This window comes from Dinoroseobacter sp. S76, assembly GCF_049801095.1.
Classification (GTDB): Bacteria; Pseudomonadota; Alphaproteobacteria; order Rhodobacterales; family Rhodobacteraceae; genus Dinoroseobacter.
In genome coordinates, this window is sequence record NZ_JBNAGH010000003.1 from 400,378 (window position 1) to 424,240 (window position 23,863).

18 protein-coding genes are annotated in these 23,863 nt (G+C 64.5%); 6 read left to right on the forward strand and 12 right to left on the reverse strand.

All coding sequences use genetic code 11. The features are described 5' to 3' along the window. Position 1 precedes the first annotated feature (1 nt). The 10 genes from murD to ACP153_RS11535 form a co-directional block, all read right to left on the reverse strand. The gene (gene murD, locus ACP153_RS11490; protein ID WP_424971129.1) at positions 2–1,396 is read right to left on the reverse strand and encodes a UDP-N-acetylmuramoyl-L-alanine--D-glutamate ligase; all 1,395 of its coding nucleotides are present in this window, start codon (positions 1,394–1,396) and stop codon (positions 2–4) included. Between the two features lie 167 nt (positions 1,397–1,563). Further along, a complete protein-coding gene (mraY, locus tag ACP153_RS11495) occupies positions 1,564–2,649 on the reverse strand; it encodes a phospho-N-acetylmuramoyl-pentapeptide-transferase (RefSeq protein WP_424971130.1) in 1,086 nt (361 codons plus the stop codon). Next, positions 2,650–4,104 (reverse strand): UDP-N-acetylmuramoyl-tripeptide--D-alanyl-D-alanine ligase, encoded by a 1,455-nt coding sequence (locus ACP153_RS11500; RefSeq protein ID WP_424971131.1) that lies wholly within the window; start codon positions 4,102–4,104, stop codon positions 2,650–2,652. Next, positions 4,101–5,606 carry a UDP-N-acetylmuramoyl-L-alanyl-D-glutamate--2,6-diaminopimelate ligase gene (locus tag ACP153_RS11505; protein ID WP_424971132.1) on the reverse strand — a complete coding sequence of 502 codons (1,506 nt, stop codon included), beginning with the start codon at positions 5,604–5,606 and terminating at the stop codon, positions 4,101–4,103. The genes ACP153_RS11500 and ACP153_RS11505 overlap by 4 nt, the downstream gene beginning before the upstream one ends. A gap of 16 nt (positions 5,607–5,622) precedes the next feature. Next, the gene (locus ACP153_RS11510) at positions 5,623–7,407 is read right to left on the reverse strand and encodes a peptidoglycan D,D-transpeptidase FtsI family protein (protein ID WP_424971133.1); all 1,785 of its coding nucleotides are present in this window, start codon (positions 7,405–7,407) and stop codon (positions 5,623–5,625) included. Then, on the reverse strand, positions 7,404–7,757 hold the full coding sequence (gene ftsL, locus ACP153_RS11515; protein WP_424971134.1) for a cell division protein FtsL: 354 nt from the start codon (positions 7,755–7,757) through the stop codon (positions 7,404–7,406). Before ftsL ends, ACP153_RS11510 begins: the two co-directional genes overlap by 4 nt. Beyond that, positions 7,754–8,758 carry a 16S rRNA (cytosine(1402)-N(4))-methyltransferase RsmH gene (rsmH, locus tag ACP153_RS11520; RefSeq protein WP_424971135.1) on the reverse strand — a complete coding sequence of 335 codons (1,005 nt, stop codon included), beginning with the start codon at positions 8,756–8,758 and terminating at the stop codon, positions 7,754–7,756. The genes ftsL and rsmH overlap by 4 nt, the downstream gene beginning before the upstream one ends. A 2-nt stretch (positions 8,759–8,760) precedes the next feature. Next, on the reverse strand, positions 8,761–9,270 hold the full coding sequence (mraZ, locus tag ACP153_RS11525) for a division/cell wall cluster transcriptional repressor MraZ (RefSeq protein ID WP_424971136.1): 510 nt from the start codon (positions 9,268–9,270) through the stop codon (positions 8,761–8,763). 703 nt (positions 9,271–9,973) lie between these two features. Then, positions 9,974–11,062, reverse strand: a complete 1,089-nt coding sequence (locus ACP153_RS11530) for an Mrp/NBP35 family ATP-binding protein (RefSeq protein ID WP_424971137.1) — start codon at positions 11,060–11,062, stop codon at positions 9,974–9,976. 407 nt (positions 11,063–11,469) lie between these two features. After that, complete coding sequence (locus ACP153_RS11535) at positions 11,470–11,922, reverse strand: Lrp/AsnC family transcriptional regulator (RefSeq protein WP_424971138.1); 453 nt, start codon at positions 11,920–11,922, stop codon at positions 11,470–11,472. A 72-nt stretch (positions 11,923–11,994) separates the two neighbouring features. On the opposite strand from ACP153_RS11535, the gene ACP153_RS11540 reads away from it, so the two are divergent. After that, the gene (locus tag ACP153_RS11540; protein ID WP_424971139.1) at positions 11,995–12,591 is read left to right on the forward strand and encodes a LysE family translocator; all 597 of its coding nucleotides are present in this window, start codon (positions 11,995–11,997) and stop codon (positions 12,589–12,591) included. Here ACP153_RS11540 and ACP153_RS11545 read toward each other — a convergent pair. Then, positions 12,588–13,490, reverse strand: a complete 903-nt coding sequence (locus ACP153_RS11545) for a LysR family transcriptional regulator (protein ID WP_424971140.1) — start codon at positions 13,488–13,490, stop codon at positions 12,588–12,590. The two genes, ACP153_RS11540 and ACP153_RS11545, sit on opposite strands and share 4 nt — an antisense overlap. A 134-nt stretch (positions 13,491–13,624) precedes the next feature. Between ACP153_RS11545 and ACP153_RS11550 the strand changes: the two genes are divergently transcribed. Next, positions 13,625–14,479 carry an SDR family oxidoreductase gene (locus ACP153_RS11550; protein WP_424971141.1) on the forward strand — a complete coding sequence of 285 codons (855 nt, stop codon included), beginning with the start codon at positions 13,625–13,627 and terminating at the stop codon, positions 14,477–14,479. A gap of 194 nt (positions 14,480–14,673) precedes the next feature. Here the strand turns inward: ACP153_RS11550 and ACP153_RS11555 are convergent, their stop codons facing one another. Beyond that, positions 14,674–17,073 carry an ATP-dependent helicase gene (locus ACP153_RS11555; RefSeq protein ID WP_424971142.1) on the reverse strand — a complete coding sequence of 800 codons (2,400 nt, stop codon included), beginning with the start codon at positions 17,071–17,073 and terminating at the stop codon, positions 14,674–14,676. Between the two features lie 102 nt (positions 17,074–17,175). Between ACP153_RS11555 and ACP153_RS11560 the strand changes: the two genes are divergently transcribed. From ACP153_RS11560 to ACP153_RS11575, 4 genes are all read left to right on the forward strand, one after another. Beyond that, a complete protein-coding gene (locus tag ACP153_RS11560) occupies positions 17,176–18,324 on the forward strand; it encodes an alpha-hydroxy acid oxidase (protein WP_424971143.1) in 1,149 nt (382 codons plus the stop codon). A 61-nt stretch (positions 18,325–18,385) separates the two neighbouring features. Then, positions 18,386–21,823, forward strand: a complete 3,438-nt coding sequence (locus ACP153_RS11565) for a pyruvate carboxylase (RefSeq protein WP_424971144.1) — start codon at positions 18,386–18,388, stop codon at positions 21,821–21,823. After that, a complete protein-coding gene (locus ACP153_RS11570; protein ID WP_424971145.1) occupies positions 21,823–22,239 on the forward strand; it encodes a VOC family protein in 417 nt (138 codons plus the stop codon). The genes ACP153_RS11565 and ACP153_RS11570 overlap by 1 nt, the downstream gene beginning before the upstream one ends. A 149-nt stretch (positions 22,240–22,388) precedes the next feature. Further along, the gene (locus tag ACP153_RS11575; protein WP_424971146.1) at positions 22,389–23,825 is read left to right on the forward strand and encodes a DUF1254 domain-containing protein; all 1,437 of its coding nucleotides are present in this window, start codon (positions 22,389–22,391) and stop codon (positions 23,823–23,825) included. Positions 23,826–23,863: the final 38 nt, after the last annotated feature.

Here is a 23,863-nt window from a genome sequence, read left to right on the forward strand (position 1 = left end):
CTCAGAGGTACTTGGACACCTCGGCCATGAAATCCTCGCCCCGTTTTTCGAAGCTGTCATACTGATCGAAACTCGCCGACGCAGGCGCGAGCAGCACCGTGTCGCCCGGCTCGGCCTCGGCCACCGCTTCGGCCACCGCCCGCGCCATGGTCTCGCAGATCGCATGGGGAGTTTCGGAAATCCCCAGCGCGAATTCCCGCGCGGATCGTCCGATCAGGTAGGCCTTGCGCACCGAGCCCAGATGGTCGGTGAGCGCCCCAAGCCCGCCCTCTTTCTCAAGCCCGCCCGCGATCCAGCGGATCGACCCGAAGGCCTGCAAAGCCTTGGCCGCGCTGTCCACATTGGTGGCCTTGCTGTCATTGACGAAGGTCACCCCGTTACGTGTCCCGACGATCTGGCTGCGATGGGGCAGACCGGCGAAGTTCTGGAATGCGTCCTCGATGATCCGCGGCGCAAGGCCGAGACTGCGGCAGGCCGCATAGGAGCAGGCCGCATTCTGGTGGTTATGGGATCCGGGCAGCCCCGGGATCGCGCGCAGATCGATCGCCCCGGCCTGGCGACCCTTGCGGTGTTCGGCGAGAAAGCCCTTGCGGGTGCTAACCAGCCAGCCGGGACCAGAAGGCTTCGCGCTCGTGATCCGGATCACCCGGTCGTCGCTCGGCGCAACCGTCAGCTGATTTGCGAGGAACTGCCCCTCGGCCTCATCCACGCCAATGATCGCCCGGTCCGGCCCGCCAATGGTGAAGAGACGCCGCTTGGCCGCAAAATACCCGCCCATGCCCCCATGGCGATCCAGATGGTCGGGACTGAGATTGGTGAAGACCGCGATATCAGGGGTCAGTGCGCGCGCAAGCTCAGTCTGATAGCTCGACAGCTCCAGCACCACGACGCTGCCATCCTCACCCGGGTCAATATCGAGCACACCGCGCCCGATATTCCCCGCCAGTTGGACCGAGCGCCCTGCCTCGGTCAGCACATGATGGATCAGGGCCGAGGTCGTGGACTTGCCGTTCGACCCGGTGACGGCGATCACGCGCGGGGGCTGATCGAAATGATCCCAGTCGCGCGTGGCGAAGGATCGAAAAAAGAGCCCAATGTCATTGTCCACGGGGATCCCAAGGGCCAGAGCCTGGGCGATCACAGGGTTGGGCTGCGGATAGAGATGCGGGATGCCCGGCGAGGTGATCAGCGCGGTGATCCCGCTCCAGGCCTCGGGGCGTTTGAGCGGCGTAGTCTCGAACCCTTCGGCCTCGGCACGGGCGCGGGCCTCCTCATTGTCGTCCCAACAGAGCGGGATCGCCCCCCCGGCCTTGAGCGCCCTCGCGGTGGCCAGTCCCGAACGGCCCAATCCCAGCACGGCGACGGATTGGCCGGTATAGCCTTGGACGGGGATCATGGCGGCTCCTTTCGCGATTGGCGGCAAGATGCACCGGGCGCGCGGTCGCGGCAAGATGGGGCGGGCGTGCCCTATGATCGACGCTTGAGAGAGCCGCGGTGGCGGGAGCCTCCGGCGGGGATATTTGGAGACTTAAGACAGGCAGGGCGCGCGAGCGGCCCGGGCGCTCAGCGCACCTTGAGCGTGGCGAGGCCAATCAGCGCGAGGATCAAAGAAATGATCCAGAAGCGGATAACGATCTGGCTTTCCTGCCAACCTTTTTTCTCAAAATGGTGGTGGATAGGCGCCATAAGGAAGACGCGCTTTCCGGTCTTCTTGAAATAGGCGACCTGAATGATCACCGAGAGCGCCTCGACCACGAAGAGACCCCCGACGACCACGAGCACGATCTCGTGCTTGGTGGCGACGGCAATGGCCCCAAGGGCTCCGCCGAGCGCGAGCGAGCCTGTGTCCCCCATGAAGACAGCTGCGGGCGGGGCGTTGTACCAGAGAAATCCGAGGCCGCCGCCGATCAGGGCAGAGGTGAAGACAAAGATCTCCCCCGTGCCGGGCACGTAATGCACGTCGAGATAGGAGGTAAAGTCGACCCGCCCCACTGCATAGGCGATCACGCCCAGCGTACCCGCGGCGATCATCACCGGCATGATCGCAAGCCCGTCGAGTCCATCGGTCAGGTTCACCGCATTGGCCGAGCCCGCGATGACCAGCATGCAGAAGGGGATGAAGAGGAGGGACAGGTTGATCAGCGTGTCCTTGAAGACCGGCAGCGCCAACTGCCCCGAGAGTTCCTCAGGATGCAGCAGCAGGGCCGCGACCCCGGCAATCCCCGCGATGCCGAAGCCGATGGCGAGACGGACCCGGCCCGACACGCCCGCATGGGAGTTTTTCGTGACCTTCTGAAAGTCATCCATGAAGCCGATGAGACCAAAACTCACGGTCACAAAGAGCACGAGCCAGACATAGCCATTGTCCCAGCGCGCCCAGAGAAGTGTCGCCAGGGTCAGGGCCGAGAGGATCAAGAGGCCCCCCATGGTCGGCGTGCCCTGCTTGGTCTCCAGATGGCTTTGGGGCCCATCCTCGCGGATCGGCTGGCCGAATCGCTGCCGTTTGCGGAGCAGATTGATCAGCGGACGGCCAAAAATGAAGCCGAAGATCAGCGCTGTGAAGAACGCGCCCCCCGCCCGAAAGGTGATGTATCGGAAGAGGTTGAAGGCGTCCCCGCCATCGGAAATCGAGGTCAGCCAATACAACATCTATGGGGATCCTTCGTTCTCATACCGCGATGTGGGATGCCCAAGTTTGCGCAGGGCGTCAACAACCAGGCTGACGCGACTTCCCTTGGAGCCTTTGACCAGCACCACATCCCCTGCATCGATCAGGGCATGGGCGCGCGCCGCAAGCTCGGGCGCGGTCTCGACCCAACTCCCCTGACGGCTGGCCGGAAGCGCGTCATAGAGCGCCTTCATGCGCGGACCGACGCAGTGGACAAGATCCACGCTGCCCATGGCCTCAAGATCAGCCAGCGCCACGTGATCGGCGATCTCTTCCGGGCCAAGCTCCAGCATATCGCCCAGGATCGCGATGCGGCGGCCCTTGGCGATGCGGCCGATGTCGTGGGCGGGCTGGCTTGCCGCGAGCATCACCAGCGCCGCGCCCATAGAGGTCGGGTTGGCGTTGAACGCATCGTCAATCAGATCTGCAGTCAGTGTGTCGATGGCCGGGTCGAGATGCAGGGTTTCGCGGGTGCCGCGCCCGGCCGGGGGCGCCCATTGCGCAAGACCGATCAAGGCCTCCGCAGGATCGGCTCCGATCCCGGCGGCGATCGCCACCACCCCGAGCCCGGTTTCGAGGAAATGCATCCCCGGCGTTGCGATCTTCAAAGCCACGGGTGTGCCAGACAGGCTGCCTCGGGCCACGGCGCAGTCTCCGGCAACCTGAGGGTCCTGCAATCGGTGCGTCACAGCCTCGGAGGTGCCGAAGGTTTTGATCCGCGCCCCTGCCGCCTCTGCCGCCGTCCTCAGGATCGGGCTTTGCGGCAGGTCTCCGGGGATCATGGCAAGCCCACCCGGCTCAAGCCCCTCGAAGATCGAGGCCTTCTCTTCGGCAATCCCTTCGAGGGAGCCAAGCGCCTCGATATGCGCCGCGGCGATGGTCGTGATCAGCGCCGCATGAGGGCGGGCCATGCGCGCAAGCGGGGCGATCTCACCGGGATGGTTCATCCCGATCTCGATCACCGCATAGTCGGTCTCGACCGGCATCCGGGCGAGCGTGAGCGGAACGCCCCAATGATTGTTGAAACTCCGCACGGCCGCGTGGACCCGGCCTTGCGCGTCCAGTGCTGCGCGCAACATTTCCTTGGCGGAGGTTTTGCCAACGGACCCGGTGATCGCGACCACGCGGGCCTGTGTCCGCGCCCGTCCGGCACGGCCCAGCGCCTCGAGCGCGGTCTGAACATCCTCAACCAACAGAAGCGGAGCATCCGGCGCGACCCCCTCGGGAATCCGCGAAACGAGCGCCGCCCCCGCTCCAGCGGCCAGCGCATTGGCCACGAAATCATGCCCGTCGCGCGCGGCTGTGAGTGCCACGAAGAGGTCCCCGGGTCTCATCTCGCGCGTGTCGATGGACACGCCCGATACGCTCCACTCCCCATGGGCAGTCCCGCCGGTTGCCGCTGCCGCCTCGGCAGATGTCCAGAGCGGCGCGGTCATGCGAGCCGCCCTTCCAGCGCAGCCACGGCGACGCTGGCTTGTTCAGCATCATCAAAGGGATAGACCGTATCCCCGACCGTCTGTCCGGTCTCATGCCCCTTGCCCGCGATCAAGAGGACATCCCCCGGGCCCAGCGCATCGACCCCGCGCAGGATCGCCTCGGCCCGGTCGCCGACCTCCGTCGCCTCCGGGCACCCCGCCTTGACCTGGGCGCGGATCAGGGCTGGATCCTCGGAGCGCGGGTTGTCATCGGTCACGAAGATCACATCCGCCTCCGACGCTGCGGCCTGCCCCATTAAGGGACGTTTGCCGGCATCGCGATCGCCGCCTGCGCCAAAGACCACCACCAGCCGACCCAGAACATGGGGCCGCAGCGCCCGCAGCGCGGTTTTCAGCGCGTCCGGGGTATGGGCGTAATCGACAAAGATTGTCGCGCCATTTGCCCGGCGCGCCACTTTCTGCATCCGCCCGCGCACGGTCTGCAACCGCGGCAGGATCGGCACCAGATCGGTGACCTGCGCACCCGTAGCCATCGCGAGCCCCATGGCCACCAGCACATTGGCCGCCTGAAACCCGCCGACCAGGTCCAGCCGGGCCTGATGCGCGCTGCCTTTCCAGGTGAAGCGCATCTCCTGCCCGTCCGCGTCATAGCGTTGAGCGGTCAGGCGCAGCATCGCGTCCTTGTGCTGCCCAACGGTCAGAAGCTCAGCGCCCGAAGTATGCGCGAGCGCCATCATATCCGCCCCACGCGGGTCATCGAGATTGATCACCGCCACGCCCGTATCCCCAAGGACCCGGGTAAAGAGCCCCGCCTTGGCCGCGAAATAGGCCGCGAAGGTCTCGTGATAGTCCAGATGATCCTGGGTGAAATTCGTGAACCCCGCCGCCGAAAGCCGCACGCCGTCAAGCCGCCGCTGGTCAAGGCCGTGGGACGAGGCCTCCATCGCCGCATGGGTGATCCCGGCTGCGGCCATCTCGGCCAGCGCGCGGTGCAGGGTCAGCGGATCCGGTGTGGTATGGGCAAGGTCGGCTTCGAAATCGCCTTCGATCCCGGTGGTACCGATATTGGCCGAGGCATGGCCCAGCCCCTGCCAGAGCTGACGGGTAAAACTGGACACCGACGTCTTGCCGTTGGTGCCGGTCACCCCGACCATGATCCCGGGCTGCGCGCCATACCAAAGGGCTGCGGCGGCGGAGAAGGCCTGCCGCGGGTCCTCGGCCACGATCAAGCGCGCTTCGGACGCTGCCAGTTCAGCCTTGGCGATCTCGGCGCCCTCGGCATCCGTCAGGATCGCGCCCGCGCCCATACGCAATGCATATTGAATGAACTCGCCGCCATGGACACGACTGCCCGGCAGGGCTGCGAAGAGATACCCGTCGCGCACCTCGCGACTGTCCAGCGCAAGTCCCGTGACCGGCTCGCCGCCCCCTGGAAAGCCGAGCTCGGTCAGCGATTTTGGTCCGTACCCGTCGTCGCCTGCGCCGTCTTGCCGGTCCCCCATGACCCGCACCCCCTGCTTAGTTGCGTGCGAGCGTTATCTCAGGATCTCCGAGATATTCAACGCTTGGGCGCAGGCCCAGAAGCGGAACGATCCGACGTGTGATCTCTGCCGAAACCGGCACGGCGGTCCAACCGGCCGTGCGGCGCGGCTCGGTGCCCGAGGTCTCGACGGGCTCGTCCAGGGTCACGATCAGGATGTATTCCGGATCATCCGTAGGAAAGACCGACGCAAAGGTCGCGATCACCTTGTCCTCATAATACCCGCCGCCAGCCGCGCGCGGCTTGTCCGCGGTCCCAGTCTTGCCGCCGATGGCGTAGCCCGGGATGCGCCCGAAACTGGCCGTGCCACGCTCCACCACCTGATGCAGCATCTCGCGCGCTGCCGCCGAGGTCTCCTCAGAGACAAGGCGCGGCCCAACCACAGGGGCGCCCTGCCGCAGGAGCGTGGGCGTCACCTTGGTCCCGCCATTCAGGAGCGAGGCGTAGCCCGCCGCCAGATGCAGTGGCGAGGTCGAAATCCCGTGGCCATAGCTGATGGTCATGGTGTGGATATCCGCCCAGCTTTCGGGCCAGAGCGGCCGCGCCCCGGGCGCTTCGATCATCTCCACGGGCGTTGGCGCGAGGAAACCGAGCGCATCGAGGAACTCTCGCTGCCGCTTGCCACCGATCTCCAGCGCGAGCCGGGCCGTGCCCACATTCGAGCTTTTGACGATCACATCTGTCAGGCTCAGTTCCGGCCCGTAATTCTTGAAATCACCAATCCGGTGGCGCCCCCAGCGCATGGGGCTGGTCGTGTCGATCATCGTCGCAGGATTCGCAAGACCCAGTTCAAGTGCTTGTGCGGCCGTGAAAATCTTGAACGACGAGCCCAGCTCATAGACCCCCTGCACCGCCCGATTGAAAAGCGGGCTATCGCCAGCCTCCCCCTCGACCAGCGGTTGCGGGCGCGTGTTCGGATCGAAATCCGGAAGGGAGGCCATGGCTCGGATCTCGCCCGTTTGGGCATGCATCAGCACCGCCGCCGCCCCCTTGGCATTCATCAGCCGCATGCCCGAGCCGAGCACATCCTCGATCACCGCCTGAATGGTCAGATCGATCGACAGCGCGAGCGGCGTGCCCGCTGTGGCCGGATCGCTGAGACGGGCATTCATCGCCTTCTCGACCCCGGCCACGCCCAGAAGCTCTGCCGATTGCACACCTTCGCGTCCAAACCCGGTGCCGCCGAGGATATGCGCGGCCAGCGCGCCATTGGGATAGAGCCGCATCTCGCGCGGGCCGAATTGCAGCCCGGGATCGCCGATGTCATGGACCGCCTGCATCTGCTCGGGCGAGATGCGCCGCTTCAGCCAGATGAACTTGCGATCACCGGTGAACCAACCGCGCAGACGCTCACCATCCATATCGGGAAAAAGCGCCGCCAAGGCCCGCGCCGAACCTTCGGGATCGGTCATGAGATGCGGCTGCGCATAAAGCGAATGGGTCACCAGATTGGTCGCCAGCACCCGCCCGTTCCGATCCACGATATCGGCCCGCGTCGCATCGATCCGGGCATCGCTGACGGCGGCGACGGGCTCGGCGACTGGGGTCGAGGCAATCGCCCACATGCGCACGCCGACAAAGCCAAAGACCAGAAGACAGCAGAATGCGGCCAGCAGCAGCCGCTGCTCAGCCATCACGCGCCATTCATCGCGCATCACCTCATGGCGGCGGCGGATGTTCTCGCGCTCGATCAGGTCGGGGTTGCCCCCGGTTTCGCGGGCATGGAGGATCCGGGCAAGCGGGCGGAGCGGAGTGCGGGTCATGGCCGTCCTCCCGTGCCTGCGCTAACCTCGATGGTCTCGACCAACTCTCCCTCAAGGGAGGGGTTCGGCGGATAGGCCACCTGATCCAACGCCCCGAAATGGCCGGGCGTCAGCGGGAGGAGCTCGAGCCCCTTGAAGTTCATCTCCACCAGATCGCTGAGCCGGTCCGGGCGGTTGAGATAGGCCCATTCCGCGCGCTGCACGGCCAGTGCCTCCCGCGTGTCACCGATCTGCGCCTGAAGCGCGCGCAATCTCTTAAGTGACTGCTGTGTCTCGAAATTTTCTTCATAGGCCCAATAGGCCAGACCGACCACCGAGCCAATGGCGAGAAAGTAGAGCAACGTCCTCATGGTGTCTCCGTCAGCGAATAGAAACGCGGCAGGCCGAGGCCTGTGTAATCTGCGGGGCGGGCCTCGGCTTCGGTCCGGCGCGCCAGACGCAACCGGGCGGAACGGGCCCGTGGATTGGCGGCAAGCTCAGCCTCGTCGGGCGCGATGGCCTTGCGCGGGCTCAACCGGAACCGAGGGGTGATCTCGACAGTTTCGGGCGCATAGCGGTTCGCACGCCCACCCCCACCGGAGGCCTGGGTCAGAAACCGCTTCACGATCCGATCCTCGATCGAATGAAACGTCACAACCGCCAGCCAGCCTTCGGGGCGGAGTGCGCGCTCGGCGGCCTCCAACCCCCGGACAAGCGCACCCAGCTCGTCATTCACCGCAATGCGCAGTGCCTGAAAACTGCGCGTGGCGGGATGGCTTTGCCCCGGTTTCGGACGCGGCAGACAGGCCGAGACGATCTCGGCAAGCTCGGCTGTCCGGGTGATTGGCGCGTTCTGGCGGGCGATCACGATGGCCTTTGCGATCCGGCGGGCGGCACGTTCCTCGCCCAGATGGAAAAGGATGTCGGCGAGCACGGCCTCGTCTGCTTCCGCCACCAGATCAGCCGCCGACGGCCCCTCTTGCGACATGCGCATATCGAGCGGCCCGTCGCGCAGGAAGGAAAACCCGCGTTCGGCCAGATCGAGCTGCATCGAAGACACTCCGAGATCGAGCACGACCCCGTCCAATGGCACACCTGCCAGCGCATCAAGTTGTTCGAAATTGCCCGCCACGAGGCGCAGGCGCTCGCCGTAATTCGCAGCCCACGCTGCCGCCATCTCCAGCGCGAGCGGGTCCTGATCCACACCGATCAAGCCCTCTGCCCCCGCCTCGAGCAATGCCCGGCCATAGCCGCCTGCGCCAAAGGTACCATCGAGCCACGTGCCGGTAATCGGCGCGCAATGAGAAAGGATCGGGCCGAGCAGGACCGGAATATGGGGCGCATCCGACGGATCTGGCGCCGACGCGGTCATGATCAGACCTCGCCGCCGCTGGGACCGGCATCGAGGAAAGTGAGCGGGTCCACATCCTCGTCCAGATCGTCGAGCCAATCGGCCATCTCACCCATTTTGGCGCCGTAGCCCTCGGGCGACAGGATCTGGAACGTATCGCCCGTGGCGATGAAATGCGCCTCGCCGGTCAGGCCGATCTTGTTGCGCAGCTTGGCCGGGATTACCAGACGCCCGGTCTCATCGACAGAGGTTTCATGGGCCTGCCCGGTAAAGAGCGTCTCGAGCATGCGCCGCGGCTTGGAGCCACGTGGCAGACGCGCGATCTTGGCGTCGACCTCTTCCATCGCCGCTATAGTGTAGCATTCAAGGTAGTTCTGGCGGTGGTCGCCATAGACAATGACCAGTTCCGGGTTGCGGTCCTTGGTCCAGCGCGGGTCGTTGTCTTCGAGCACGCGGCGAAAGCCAGCGGGTATAGAGACCCGCCCCTTGCTGTCCACCTTGTGGACGCTTTCACCTCGGAACATGCGCGCCAACGGGGGCCGCTCCTCTGCCTGCCCCCCGTGATTGCCGATTTCCGGTCGCCGATGGCCCGGACATGAAAACGGCGGATCGTGCTGCTGCCATAGCACGATCCGCCGCACTCGACCCAGAGACTGGGATGACCGACGCGTCCACCATCTGGGGGGATGTCTGCTCGTGGTGCGTCAATCTTCGTTCGAAATGCGCGGCCTGTATGAAACCTGTCTTTTTGTCGGTCGCGGTCGTTGGGTGCCGCTGATGTCCGTCGCTTTCGATGAAGATTTTATGCCATGGGAAAGCTTGGGAAGCAATGCCAAAAAATGGGAACAACACCCATCGAGCGTCTCACACAGCGGAGTCGGGTGCAAGCCCACGGGCCCCGTCGCCACCATATTTCGCGGGATTTTTGCAACATATGCGAGGTGCGCCCCTAGATGTAGTCGCACCCATACCGTCCCATGGGTCCCCATTTGGGCCCAAAGTTTTTTCCCAGATCGGCAAAGAGAAGCGTCTTTTGCGGCTCAAACACCGCGAATCGCATGTGAAGCGAAGCGTCGGCAACGCGTGCGATTCCCCGATTTTAACTTATTTTTAACGAATTTGGCCGGAATCGCTCCGGAGCCGGCACCATTTCCCGCAGATGTCCCATGGCGTCCCATGACGCGGGATCCAACGGGACATCAGTGGCACAGGCGGGCCCATGTCAGAGTCGACGGATCAGGCCATCCCGCCCTTGACCAGACCGGCGGCAAGCTGGGCATAGGCCGCCGCCTCGGGGCCATCCCCCGCAGCGATGGGCGTGCCCGCATCCCCGGCGATCCGTACATCAAGGCTGATCGGCAACTCCCCAAGGAAGGGCAGACCGAGCTTCTGCGCCTCGTCGCGCACGCCACCGCGCCCGAAGATATGGGCCTCATGCCCGCATTCCGGACAGCAGAAGGTCGACATGTTCTCGATCAAGCCCAGAACCGGCGTCTTGAGCGTGGCGAACATGTCCAGCGCCTTGCGTGCATCGAGCAGCGCCACATCCTGCGGCGTCGAGACAACGATGGCCCCGGTGACCGCGCTCCGCTGACAGAGCGTCATCTGCACATCGCCCGTCCCGGGGGGCAAATCGACGATCAGCACATCCAGATCACCCCAGGCCACCTGCCCCAGCATCTGCTGCAAGGCCCCCATCAGCATCGGGCCGCGCCAGACCACGGCCTTGGCCGGGTCCAGCATCAGGCCGATGGACATCATCGTCACGCCATGGGCGGTCAGCGGCAGGATCGTCTTGCCATCCGGGGAGGCGGGCCGTTTGGACACGCCCATCATGCGCGGCTGGCTGGGACCATAAATATCTGCATCGAGAAGCCCCACCCGGCGCCCCTGCTTGGCCAGGGCCACAGCGAGATTCGAGGACACGGTGGATTTGCCAACCCCGCCCTTGCCCGACCCGATGGCGAGGATCCGGTCGATCCCCGCGATCTTTGTCGGGCCTTTGCCCTGATCCGGGGTGGGATGACGTCCGATCTTGAGGCTGGGCGGCTCGCCCTGGGGGGCCGCAGGCGCCTTCGCCGCGGGACCATGGGCCGTCAAAACCGCCTGAACTCCGGTCACCCCCGGCAAAGCCCGCACGGCAGCTTCCGCCTCTGCGCGCAAATCGGCAAACCGGCGCGCCTCCTCGGCATCAGCCGCCTCGATGACAAAGCGCACCTGACCTTTATCCGTGGCCACCGCCCGCACCAGATCCCGGGACCCAAGCGTCCCGCCACCGGGCACAGCAACCTTTGCGAGTGCAGCAAGAATGTCTTCGCGCGTCATGGGCTCCCCTCAAACGGCCTGATCTCTAAGTGGGCGCAACGCTGCGCCTGACAAGACCCCATGCTGCGACGTTCTCGTGATTTCAACACTTTGGCCTATCTCAAAGCGCTTGCATTTCGAAAAGTGGCCTTTTGCAGTTTGCGCAATGCAGGAAATGCATAACTGTTTTGACAAGACGGCTCTTGTTGCAGCGCAGCATTTGCCTATATTCAATCTCAACAGAGGGCGACGCACCACTGCAAGCGCCCAGCGAGACACGGTTTACACGGAACCGACCTCGCGCACCAGATCAGAAGACCCCTCCTCCTCCCTGGGTTTTCTGTAATATGCGGCGGCGCTTTCCTCCTCCCTAGCGTCGCCGCTTTTTTTTGCCCAAAGCGCTGCTCCTCAAACCGCTATGACCTTGATCAGGCGCGCTCATCCTTTGGGCTGTCCATCACGACATAGGAGGTCAGGCTCGACACCTGAGGGAGCGTGCCCAACACATCGGTGTGGAAGGTCTTGAACGCCGCGAGATCCGCTACCTCCACCCGGAGCAGGTATTCCACCGTCCCGGTCACATTGTGGCATTCGCGCACTTCGGGCGCATTGGCCACCGCCCGCTCGAACCCCTGCTGGTCGCCCTTTGTATGCTCCGAGAGCCCGACCGCCATATAGACAGTGAACCCCTGCCCCAGGGCGGATCGGTTCAGCACCGCGCGATAGCCCTGGATGATGCCGGATCTCTCAAGCTCTTGAACCCGGCGCAGGCAGGCAGAGGGCGAAAGCCCGATCCGCTCCGCCAGATCAAGATTGCTGAGCCGACCATCGCGGCTTAGCTCGCGCAATATCTTCTCGTTAATGGGATCAAGCTTCGTCATAAGTTGCAAGAATAGCTGCGATCACCGCGCATTCGCAATCTCATTCGGCGAAAGGTGCGGCAGGGTTGCGCAATGACACTTGAAACCCTCCTCGCCCTGATGACCTTCGCCCTCGTTTCTTCGATCACGCCGGGGCCCAACAACCTCATGGTCTTGGCCTCGGGGGCGAATTTCGGGATTCGCCGCACTGTGCCGCATCTTCTGGGGATCAGCCTCGGCCATGCGTTCATGGTGCTGCTCCTGGGGCTGGGGCTTGGGCAGGTCTTTGTGACCTGGCCTGTGTTCCATGACGTGCTGAAGATCGCGAGTGTCGCCTATATGGCCTGGCTCGCCTGGAAGATCGCCCATGCTGCGGCACCGGAGGGAGCCGAGACCGCCGGGCGCCCCTTCACCTTCCTGCAGGCGGCGGCCTTTCAATGGGTCAACCCCAAGGCCTGGGTGATGGGGATCACGGCGGTGACGGTCTACACCACGCCCGGCGCGGGGGCCCTGGGCGCCTTACTCGTGGCCGTCGCGTTTTGCGCCACGAATTTCCCGTCGGTCTCGGTCTGGGCCTGGATGGGGACTCAGGTCGCCCGCTGGCTGTCGAGCCCGGGTCGGTTGCGGCTCTTCAACTGGACCATGGCCATCCTGCTCATGGCCTCACTGATCCCGATCCTGCTCGGCTAGGGCACGGTGGGCCGCACCGGGAGAAGGCCGTCCACCTCCTGCACACGGGCCTGCAGGAAATCGATGAAATGGGTGATCCGCGCCGGAACCACAACCGAAGCCTGGCGCACCGCATAGAGCGGCAGGCCCGGGGCCTTGTACTCTGGCAGAAGCTCCAGCACCGCCCCGCTGGCCAGTTGTTTGGCAAAGGCCCAGCGCGGCCCGGTATGCACGCCCTGCCCTGCCTGAACCGCTGTCACGACCGAGCGCACGGCGTTGATCGCCACCCCGCGGCGGCGCGGAACGCGGACAACCGCGCCATCCGGGCCGGTCAATTCCAGCGGCTGCGCGCGATTGGCCGGTGAGAAAAAAACGAAGTCATGGGCTGCCAGATCCTCTGGTTTGCGCGGCATCCCGCGCCGCGCCACGTAGTCCGGGCTGGCCACGGTCACGCGAGGCACATCCGCCAGCTTGCGCGCCACAAGGCTCGAGTCGGGCAGACACCCGGCGCGTACGGCCACATCGATGTTGTTCTGGCTGAGATCCACAAAGCCGCTGGCGAGGACGAGGTCGAACTCCACATCCGGATGAGCATCACGAAAGGCAACCAGCCAGGGCGCGAGGAACTCCTGCCCGAAATCGATCGCCGCCGTGACCCGCAAGAGGCCCGACGGATGCAGCGTCTCGCCGCCAATCTCGGCCTCCAGCGCGTCCAGCTGATCCAGAATCCCCTTGAGCCGGTCGAAATAGAGCTGCCCCTGAGCCGTCGCGCGCGTTGCTGCGCCTGAACGGTCCACCAGCTTCGCCCCGAGCCGCGTCTCCAACTGGGTGATCCGGCGAGAGATGCCAGTGGGGTCCTGCCCGAGGGCGCGCGCGGCGGCCCGTATGGAGCCGAGCTCCACCGTCTTGAGGAATGCCATTTCACTCGCCTTGCGCATAATCTGTAGATCGTTGGTCTACAGCGACATGTCAATGCCACGCCTCCTGCCGGGGAAAAGCATTCGCTACCTCTGCCTCATCGCAACAGGGCCCAGCCCGAACAGGAGAGATTGACATGACCAAAGGACCTGAGTTTTCCCGCCGCGCGGCCCTGACCGGTTTTGGCGCCGCCGCGATGGCCGCCGCCGCCACATCTGCCAGCGCGCAGACCGCCCCCTCCCGCCCCCTCGCGGGCAAGACCGCCATTGTCTCCGGCGCGCGCAACAATATCGGGCGCGGCTTTGCCGTGAAGCTGGGCGAGATGGGGGCGAATGTGGTGGTGCATTACCACCGCGCCGAGACCCGCGATCAGGCCGAAGAAACCGCCCGTCTGGTCGAAGCGGCTGGCGCCCGCGCTGCCCTCACCATGGGGGATCTGGGGCAGGCCGCCAATGTCCGCGCCATGTATGATGTCGCCGAGCAGAGCTTCGGTGGCGTGGATCTGGTGGTCAACAATGCGGGCGCCATTCTGAAGAAGCCCTTGGCCGAGTTCACCGATGCCGAGTTTGAGCGGTTGGACGCGATCAACAACCGGGGCCTCTTCTACAGCTTGCGCGAAGCCTCTCTTCGGATGCGGGATGGCGGGCGGATCATCAACACGGGCACGTCGCTGCTGGCAGGTGCCGCGCCGGGCTACACGATCTATTCCGGGACCAAAGCGCCGGTTGAGGAATACACGCGCATGCTCGCCAAGGAGCTTGGGCCGCGCCGGATCACCGTGAATTCCATCGCCCCCGGCCCGATCGACACGCCGTTCTTCCACGGAGAAGAGACCGAACAATCCGCCGCCTATGCTGCGCGCCTCTCGACCGAACAGCGCCTTGGCACGGTGGAGGATCTGGTCCCCCTGCTTGGCTTTCTCGCAAGCCCCGAGAGCCAATGGGTCAATGGCCAGACGCTCTGGATCAATGGCGGCTACCTGACCCGCTGATCCAGACCCGGCCCCGCCCTGCGACGCACATCCGGGCGGGGCCGGTCACAATACTCTCATCCAGATCGGAGACTTCCATGCAGTCCAGCGCACGCCTCATCCTGATCCGCAGTGTCGTGACCTTCACAGGCCTTGCCCTGGCGCAAACCCTTGCAGCCAGCCTCGTCTTCGCGCTCTAGCGGGCGCCAAGAGGCCTAGAACGGCACATCGCCGGCTTGATCCGCGGCCACCACGAACTTCGCCACCAGTTTCTTGACCCCGGCCTTCTCGAACGCGACTTCGAGCTTATCCCCTTCGATCCCCGTCACCGCGCCATAGCCGAATTTCTGATGAAAGACCCGGTCGCCCAGCGCATGGCTTGAGATCGCCGTTGCGTCGATCACCATGTTGCGGCTTTCGCGCGGCTGACTGGTGCCACGGCTGGCACTGCGCGCCTGCATCCGGCGCCAGCCCGGGGAGTTATAGACATTGGCCTCGGCGGCTTTCTCTTCGAGGTTCGAGCCATACCTCACCCCATCCGGCAAGCCGCCGCCCGGGGCCGCCGCCCCGTAGCCGCCGCCATAGAGGCCCGGAGGCGTCAGAACCTCCACATGGGCCTCAGGCAACTCGTCAATGAAGCGCGAGGGGAGCGCCGATTGCCACTGCCCAAAGATGCGCCGATTGCCCACGAAAGAGATCGTGCAGACCTCTTCGGCCCGGGTGATGCCCACATAGGCCAGACGCCGTTCCTCCTCGAGCCCTTTGAGGCCCGATTCGTCCATGGAACGCTGGGATGGGAAGAGCCCGTCCTCCCAACCCGGCAAGAACACCGCCGGAAATTCGAGCCCCTTGGCGGCATGGAGCGTCATGATCGAGACCTGCGGTCCCGCCGCGCCCGTGTCATTGTCCATCACCAGACTCACATGCTCGAGGAACCCTTGCAGGTTCTCGAACCCTTCCAGCGCTTTGACCAGTTCCTTGAGGTTTTCGAGCCGTCCCGGTGCCTCCGGCGTCTTGTCGTTCTGCCAATGGGCGGTATAGCCGCTTTCATCCAGAATGACCTGCGCCAGCTCTACGTGGCTCTGACGTGGATCACGTGTTAGCTCATGCCACCGACCAATCTGGTCCACCAGTTGTGGTACTTTGGTTCGCGCTTTCCCACCCATCGTAGCGATGCTTCCATCTAGGACCATGGCCCGCACTGCAGAGCAAAGCGAAAAGCCATCTTCGTTAGAACGGGAGAAAATCTTGCCCTTGGCGACATCGCCTACGCCACGTCGAGGCACATTGACAATGCGCTCCATTGCAAGATCGTCATCTGGACTTACAGCGAGCCTGAAATAGGCCATGGCATCGCGGATCTCCATCCGCTCGTAAAAACGCGGACCGCCGATCACCCGGTAGGGCAGACCGATGGTCAGGAACCGATCCTCGAAGGCGCGCATCTGGTGCGAGGCGCGCACAAGGATGGCGATCTGATCAAGCTCGAAGGGCCGCATCCCGCGCGTGCCGCCTTGCATCGATTCGATCTCTTCCCCGATCCAGCGGGCCTCTTCATCGCCGTCCCAATGGCCGATCAGGCGGACCTTCTCGCCTTCCTTCGCCTCGGTCCAGAGGGTCTTGCCGAGCCGCCCCTTATTGCCGTCGATCACGCCGGAAGCGGCGGCGAGGATATGCGGGGTGGAGCGGTAGTTCTGCTCCAACCGGATCACCAGCGCGCCGGGAAAGTCCTTTTCAAAACGCAGGATGTTGCCCACTTCGGCCCCGCGCCAGCCATAGATCGACTGGTCGTCATCGCCCACGCAGCAGATATTCTTGTGCCCACCGGCCAAGAGCCGCAGCCAGAGATACTGGGCAACGTTCGTGTCCTGATACTCGTCCACAAGTATATAGCGGAACCAGCGCTGATACTGGGCCAGCACATCTTCGTGCTTCTGGAAGATCCCCACCACATGCAGGAGGAGGTCCCCGAAATCCGTGGCGTTCAGGGTGCGCAACCGCTCCTGATAGGCCGCATAAAGCTCGACCCCACGGGAGTTGAACGCTGACGCCTCCGCCGCAGGCACCGCATCCGGCGCCCAGGCGCGGTTCTTCCAGCCGTCGATGATATGGGCGAGCTGGCGCGCGGGCCAGCGCTTCTCATCGATGTTCTCCGCGAGGATGAGCTGCTTGAGCAGGCGGATCTGGTCGTCCGTATCGAGGATGGTGAAGTTCGACTTCAGCCCGACGAGTTCCGCATGGCGGCGCAAGAGCTTCACACCAATCGCGTGGAAAGTCCCGAGCCAGGGCATCCCCTCCACCGCTTGGCCCATGAGGTTGGCAACCCGATCCTTCATCTCGCGCGCGGCCTTGTTGGTGAAGGTCACCGCCAGAATCTCGTTCGGGCGCGCCACGCCCGTGGTCAGCAGATGCGCGATCCGGCAGGTGAGCGCCTTGGTCTTGCCGGTCCCGGCCCCGGCGAGCATCAGGACCGGCCCCTCCAACGCCTCGACCGCTTGGCGCTGCGCGGGGTTCAACGTGTCGAGATAGGGCGTCGGGCGCGCCCCCATGGCCCGGGCCGAGAGCGACAGGCTCGCCCCCGCCTCGAAGGCGTCATTATCGTCGAAGCTGTTCATGGGGCCAAACATAGCGCGAAGCAGCACGGGGGGAAAGCTATGTTCCACATCTGTTCGCGACTCCTCTATTGCGCAATCAGATGAAATGCTTAGCAAGGGCCCATGGATCTGGACACGACCCATCCGGCGATTTCTGACCTGCGACGGGCCGCGCGCCGACGCATTCCCGGCTTCGTCTTCGAGTATCTCGACAGTGCCACCGGCGATCGCGAGGTGGGGGTGCGGACGACCCGCGCGGCGCTGGATGCGATCCATCTGCTGCCCAGTATCCTCCATGGAGAGACGGACCCGGTTCTGGAAACCCCCTTGTTGGGCCGGACCTATGCCCGGCCCTTTGGCATCGCGCCCGTGGGGATGTCCGGGCTGATCTGGCCCGATGCGGAGCGCTTGCTGGCCGCGGAGGCCGCGACGGCGCAGATCCCCTATGGCCTCTCAACCGTGGCCACCCAGGTGCCAGAGCGTGTGGGCCCCAAGGCGGGCAAGATGGGCTGGTTTCAGCTCTATCCACCGGCGGATCCGGCGATCCGCGACGATATACTGGCACGGGCCAAAGCCTCGGGTTTTGAGACGCTGGTTCTGACCGTGGATGTCCCCGCCGATAGCCGCCGCGAACGGCAGCGCCGCGCGAACCTGACCATCCCGCCCAAGATCACTGCGCGGATGGTGGTACAAATGGCCCTGCACCCGCGATGGGCCCTTGGCATGGCGCAGCATGGGCGGCCGTCGCTGAAACTGGCGGAAAGCTATGTCGAGAAATCCGGGGCGGCGAGCTACATGGCCCATGCCGGCAAAGCGATCCGGGGCGCGCCGGATTGGGCCTATCTCGACGCCTTGCGCGCCGGTTGGGACGGGGATTTCATCGTCAAAGGCGTACTGCGCCCGGAGGATGCGACCCGTCTGAAAGATGCAGGCGTCGATGCGATCTGGGTTTCCGATCACTCTGCGCGGCAGTTCGAAGGCGGACCCAGCGCCATCACCCAGCTGCCCCAGATCCGGAGCGCGGTTGGTCCAGACTACCCCCTGATTTATGACAGCGGCATCGAGGGCGGTCTCGACATCCTGCGCGCAGTCGGGATGGGCGCGGATTTCGTCATGTTGGGCCGCGCCTGGCATTTCGCCCTGGCCGGGCTGGGCCCGCGTGGCGTGCGCCACCTGATCCACCTGCTCACCGAAGACCTGACCACCAACATGCAAATGTGCGGCCTTGCCTCGCTTGCCGATTTCCGCGACGAATTGGCCCCAACACGCTAGGGGCTTCCGGTTTGGAGCGGTTTGCCGTACATGGACAATAAAGTTTACCAATGAGGACCCGATGACTGACTTCAAAAAGATCCTGATTGCCAATCGCGGCGAAATTGCCATCCGGGTGATGCGAGCCGCCAACGAACTCGGCAAGAAGACGGTTGCGGTCTACGCGGAGGAAGACAAGCTCAGCCTGCACCGCTTCAAGGCGGATGAGGCCTATAAGATCGGCGAGGGCATGGGCCCTGTGGCCGCTTATCTGAGCATTGACGAGATCATCCGGGTTGCCAAGCTTTGCGGCGCGGATGCGATCCACCCGGGCTATGGCCTGCTGTCGGAGAACCCGGATTTCGTGGATGCCTGTGCCGCCAACGGCATCACCTTCATCGGGCCCAAGGCCGAAACCATGCGCGCTCTGGGCGACAAGGCCTCGGCCCGCAAGGTGGCCATCGCGGCTGGCGTGCCGGTCATCCCGGCGACCGAGGTGCTCGGTGATGATATGGAGGCGATTAAGGCCGAGGCGGAAACCATCGGCTATCCCCTTATGCTCAAAGCGTCCTGGGGCGGGGGCGGTCGCGGCATGCGCCCGATCTTCGGCTCCGATGAGGTTGCCGAGAAGGTCCGCGAAGGTCGCCGCGAGGCCGAAGCCGCCTTTGGCAATGGCGAGGGTTATCTGGAGAAGATGATCACCCGCGCCCGCCACGTAGAGGTCCAGATCCTCGGCGACACGATGGGCAACATCTATCACCTGTGGGAGCGGGACTGCTCGGTCCAGCGCCGCAACCAGAAGGTCGTGGAGCGCGCACCCGCACCCTATCTCTCCTCCGCCCAGCGCGAGCAGATCTGTGAGCTTGGCCGCAAGATATGCGCCCATGTGAACTACGAATGCGCAGGCACCGTCGAGTTCCTGATGGATATGGACACCGGCGCGTTTTACTTCATCGAGGTGAACCCCCGCGTTCAGGTCGAGCATACGGTCACCGAAGAGATCACCGGGATCGACATCGTCCGCGCCCAGATCCTGATCGCCGAGGGCAAATCCCTGATCGAGGCCACGGGTGTGGCCAGCCAGTATGACGTGCCGCTGAGCGGTCACGCGATCCAGTGCCGGGTCACAACCGAGGATCCGCAGAACAACTTCATCCCCGATTATGGTCGCATCACCGCCTATCGCGGTGCCACGGGCATGGGTATCCGCCTCGATGGTGGCACCGCCTATTCCGGTGCGGTCATCACCCGCTACTACGACAGCCTTCTGGAGAAGGTCACCGCCTGGGCCCCCACGCCCGAGGCCGCGATTGCGCGGATGGACCGCGCCCTGCGCGAGTTCCGGATCCGCGGGGTCAGTACCAATATCGCCTTTGTCGAGAACCTGCTTAAGCACCCGACCTTCCTGAACAACCAATACACCACGAAGTTCATCGACGAGACGGCGGAGCTTTTCGAGTTCCCCAAACGGCGCGACCGGGCCACACGGATCCTGCGCTACATCGCGGATATCTCGGTCAACGGGCATCCCGAGACCGAAGGCCGCGCCTTGCCGCCCGCCACGCCGCGCGCGCTCAAGGCCCCTGCCCCCAAGGCCGCGCCTGCACCGGGCACACGCACGCTGCTCGAGGAAAAAGGCCCGCAGGCGGTTGCGGATTGGATGTCTGAGCAGAAGCAACTGCTGATCACCGACACAACCATGCGCGACGGGCACCAGTCCCTGCTGGCCACGCGCATGCGCTCCATCGACATGATCAAGGTCGCGCCGAGCTATGCCGCGAACCTGCCGCAGCTCTTCTCGGTGGAGTGCTGGGGCGGGGCGACCTTCGACGTCGCCTACCGCTTCTTGCAGGAATGCCCCTGGCAGCGCCTCCGGGACATCCGCGCGGGCCTGCCCAATGTGATGACCCAGATGCTGCTGCGCGGCTCGAACGGGGTCGGGTACACGAATTACCCCGACAACGTCGTGCAGGAATTCACGCGTCAGGCCGCCGCATCGGGTGTCGACGTGTTCCGCGTCTTTGACAGCCTGAACTGGGTCGAGAACATGCGCGTCGCCATGGATGCGGTGCTCGAAAGCGGCAAGGTCTGCGAGGGCACGGTCTGCTACACGGGCGACATCCTGAACCCGGAGCGGTCCAAGTACGACCTGAAATACTATGTGGATATGGGGCTGGAGCTGAAGGCGGCAGGCGCCCATGTGCTCGGCCTCAAGGACATGGCGGGCCTGCTGAAACCGGCCTCGGCCCGGGTGCTGATCAAGGCCCTGAAAGAAGAGGTCGGCCTGCCGATCCATTTCCACACCCATGACACCGCCGGGATCGCCTGCGCCACCATCGTGGCGGCCGCCGAATCCGGTGTGGACGCGGTGGATTGCGCCATGGACGCGCTCTCGGGCAACACGAGCCAGGCGACCCTTGGCACGGTCGTGGAGTCCCTCCGCCACACGGATCGCGACACCGGGCTCGACATCAAGGCCGTGCGCGAGATCTCGGATTACTGGGAAGCCGTGCGGGGTGAATACGCCGCCTTTGAGACCGGCCAGCAGGCGCCGTCGTCGGAGGTGTATCTCCACGAGATGCCCGGCGGGCAGTTCACCAACCTCAAGGCGCAGGCCCGGTCCCTCGGGCTCGAAGAGCGCTGGCACGAGGTCGCCCAGACCTATGCGGATGTGAACCAGATGTTCGGGGATATCGTGAAGGTGACGCCCTCGTCCAAGGTTGTGGGCGACATGGCACTCCTGATGGTGAGCCAGGGCCTGAGCCGCGACGATGTCGAGGACCCGAACCGCGACGTGGCCTTCCCGGACTCGGTTGTCGACATGATGCGCGGCAATCTCGGCCAGCCTGCGGGCGGCTTCCCGAAGAAGATCATGTCCAAGATCCTCAAAGGCGAGAAACCCAGCACCGCGCGCCCGGGCAAACACCTGCCGCCCGTGGATCTGGAAGCGACGCGCAAGGATCTGGAGGCCCAGACCGGCGCACCGGCGGATGACGAGGATCTCAACGGCTACCTGATGTATCCCAAGGTCTATACCGACTACATGGCCCGCCACAGCGAGTATGGCCCTGTCCGGACCCTGCCCACGCGGACCTTCTTCTACGGCATGCAGCCCGGCGATGAGATCGAAGCCGAGATTGACCCGGGCAAAACCCTCGAGATCCGGATGCAGACCGCCTCCGAGACCAACGAGGACGGCGAGGTGAAGGTCTTCTTCGAGTTGAACGGGCAGCCCCGCGTGGTGCGGGTGCCGAACCGCAAGGCGGCGGCCACGGTCGCGAAGATGCCCAAGGCCGAGCTCGGCAATCCGAACCATATCGGCGCGCCCATGCCCGGTGTGGTAGCCTCGGTCGCGGTGCAGCCCGGGGCCAAGGTCAAGGAAGGCGACCTCCTGCTGACCATCGAGGCCATGAAGATGGAGACCGGCATCCACGCGGAACGCGACGCTGTCGTGGCGGCGGTGCACGTCACTCCGGCAGCGCAGATCGACGCCAAGGACCTGCTGATCGAGCTCAGCTGATGCCGCGCAGGCTCGCCGCCCTCAGCCTGGTCGTGGACGATTACGACCGGGCGATTGCCTTCTTCACCCAGACCCTGGGTTTCGAGCTGCGCGAGGATACGCGCCTGTCGGAGACCAAGCGCTGGGTGCGGGTGGCGCCCCCCGGGGCGGAGACCGAGTTTCTGCTGGCGCGCGCCGCCACACCAAGCCAGGTGGCCGTGATTGGCCAGCAAGGCGGCGGGCGCGTCTGGCTCTTTCTCGAAACCGAAGACTTCGCCGCGGATTTCGCGCGGCTGAGTACGGCGGGCGTCCCTTTTGAGAGCCCGCCCCGCAACGAGCCCTACGGCACGGTCGCGGTCTTTGCCGACCCCTGGGGCAACCGCTGGGACCTCATCCAATATGCGGATCCAGAGGGGCGTAGCGGCACGCAGCCCTGACCGCTGACCGCGCTCAAATTTGCTTTGTCTCAACCCTCCTCCTAGGCTCAACACAACCGGGGGGAGGAAAATCAATGACAAAATCACTCAGAGTTGCCGCATGCGGGCTCCTGTTTGGGACAATGGCCTTGGCGCAAGACCCGCCACAAATGGCCATGACCACGGAGATCCCGGACGGGATCACCACGCCGGACAATATCGACACGCAGCTCGGCGCGCTCAACTTCTTTGACGGCGTCCCGGATGCGGAGACTGCGGACAAGATATACACGCTGCTCGACTTCACCCATGCCTATCAGGCCTATCTGGATGGGGTGAAGATCGCCTCCATGGACGCGATGCGGCGCGGGATCGAGGCCTTTGGTCCCGCCAACACGACCGTTCTGCAATTTGCGGATCTGATGGATTCCAAAGCGCTGTTCCTGACGCCGAACACCACCAGCGTCTATCAGACCGCGTGGCTGCAGCTCGGCGATGAACCCATGATTATCGAGACACCGCCCAATGTGCTCGGGTTTCTCAACAATGCCTGGTTCAAATACGTGATGGATTTCGGAAATCTCGGCCCGGACGAGGGGCAAGGGGGCAAGTTCCTCATCATTCCGCCGGGATATGAGGGCGACGTGCCGACCGAGGGCTACACCGCCGTTGTGCCCACGGACACCTATGGCCACTGGGTGCTCTGGCGCGGCTACCTGAAGGACGGCTCCACGGCCGAGGCCGTTCAGGCCACGCAGGACCGGTTCCGGATGTATCCTTTGTCCTCCGCAGATGCGCCGCCGGAGATGACGTTCGTCAATGTCTCCGGCAAGGCATTCAACACGATCCACGTGATGGATGAGCGGATGTTCGAGGAGATCAACACGGTGGTGCAGTCCGAACCCCTGAGCGGGGAGGAACCGGAACTGCTCGGTCATCTCGCCGCCATCGGCATCATAAAAGGGCAGGACTTCGCCCCGGATGAGCGCATGCAGGGCATCCTCAAGCGCGCCGCGGCGGCGGGCGCTGTCACTGTCAAGACGCTGGTCTCCAAACCCCGCGACCCGCGGGTCTACTGGTATCCGGGCGAGAGCTACTGGCAGACCGCCTTTCCGGGCGGGGCCTATACCTGGGTGCTGGATGGCGTGACCCTGCAGGACTTTCGCAGCGCCTTTCACTTCTACGCCACGGGTGTGACCCCGGCCATGGCGCTCAAGGTCGTCGGCAAAGGCTCGCAATACGCCTTCACCTACCGGGACGCCGCGGGCAACGCGCTGGATGGCAGCAAGACCTACAAGCTGACCGTGCCCGCCGACCCGCCCGCCAAGGATTTCTGGTCCTTCACGCTCTATGACAACCAGACCCGTTCCATGCTGCAAACGGACAAGCAGTTCCCGGCCCTTGGCAGCAATGATGCCGGGCTGGTGCAGAACGACGATGGCTCGACGGATATCTATTTCGGCCCCGAACCGCCCGAGGGCCATGAGAGCAATTGGCTGCAGACCGTGCCCGGCAAAGGGTGGAACACGATCCTGCGGCTCTATGGCCCGCTGGAGCCCTGGTTCGACCAGACATGGCGCCCGGGCGAGATCACGCTCCTGCCCTGACGACGCGTGTAAGAGGCGGTTTTACCGCCGCCTCCCCT

Excerpts from the sequence above, each read along its gene's own strand:
- murD (WP_424971129.1), bottom strand. The coding sequence starts at position 1,396 with ATGATCCCCGTCCAAGGCTATACCGGCCAATCCGTCGCCGTGCTGGGA.
- mraY (WP_424971130.1), bottom strand. The coding sequence starts at position 2,649 with ATGTTGTATTGGCTGACCTCGATTTCCGATGGCGGGGACGCCTTCAAC.
- ACP153_RS11500 (WP_424971131.1), bottom strand. The coding sequence starts at position 4,104 with ATGACCGCGCCGCTCTGGACATCTGCCGAGGCGGCAGCGGCAACCGGC.
- ACP153_RS11505 (WP_424971132.1), bottom strand. The coding sequence starts at position 5,606 with ATGGGGGACCGGCAAGACGGCGCAGGCGACGACGGGTACGGACCAAAA.
- ACP153_RS11510 (WP_424971133.1), bottom strand. The coding sequence starts at position 7,407 with ATGACCCGCACTCCGCTCCGCCCGCTTGCCCGGATCCTCCATGCCCGC.
- ftsL (WP_424971134.1), bottom strand. The coding sequence starts at position 7,757 with ATGAGGACGTTGCTCTACTTTCTCGCCATTGGCTCGGTGGTCGGTCTG.
- rsmH (WP_424971135.1), bottom strand. The coding sequence starts at position 8,758 with ATGACCGCGTCGGCGCCAGATCCGTCGGATGCGCCCCATATTCCGGTC.
- ACP153_RS11530 (WP_424971137.1), bottom strand. The coding sequence starts at position 11,062 with ATGACGCGCGAAGACATTCTTGCTGCACTCGCAAAGGTTGCTGTGCCC.
- ACP153_RS11535 (WP_424971138.1), bottom strand. The coding sequence starts at position 11,922 with ATGACGAAGCTTGATCCCATTAACGAGAAGATATTGCGCGAGCTAAGC.
- ACP153_RS11540 (WP_424971139.1), top strand. The coding sequence starts at position 11,995 with ATGACACTTGAAACCCTCCTCGCCCTGATGACCTTCGCCCTCGTTTCT.
- ACP153_RS11545 (WP_424971140.1), bottom strand. The coding sequence starts at position 13,490 with ATGGCATTCCTCAAGACGGTGGAGCTCGGCTCCATACGGGCCGCCGCG.
- ACP153_RS11550 (WP_424971141.1), top strand. The coding sequence starts at position 13,625 with ATGACCAAAGGACCTGAGTTTTCCCGCCGCGCGGCCCTGACCGGTTTT.
- ACP153_RS11555 (WP_424971142.1), bottom strand. The coding sequence starts at position 17,073 with ATGAACAGCTTCGACGATAATGACGCCTTCGAGGCGGGGGCGAGCCTG.
- ACP153_RS11560 (WP_424971143.1), top strand. The coding sequence starts at position 17,176 with ATGGATCTGGACACGACCCATCCGGCGATTTCTGACCTGCGACGGGCC.
- ACP153_RS11565 (WP_424971144.1), top strand. The coding sequence starts at position 18,386 with ATGACTGACTTCAAAAAGATCCTGATTGCCAATCGCGGCGAAATTGCC.
- ACP153_RS11570 (WP_424971145.1), top strand. The coding sequence starts at position 21,823 with ATGCCGCGCAGGCTCGCCGCCCTCAGCCTGGTCGTGGACGATTACGAC.
- ACP153_RS11575 (WP_424971146.1), top strand. The coding sequence starts at position 22,389 with ATGGCCATGACCACGGAGATCCCGGACGGGATCACCACGCCGGACAAT.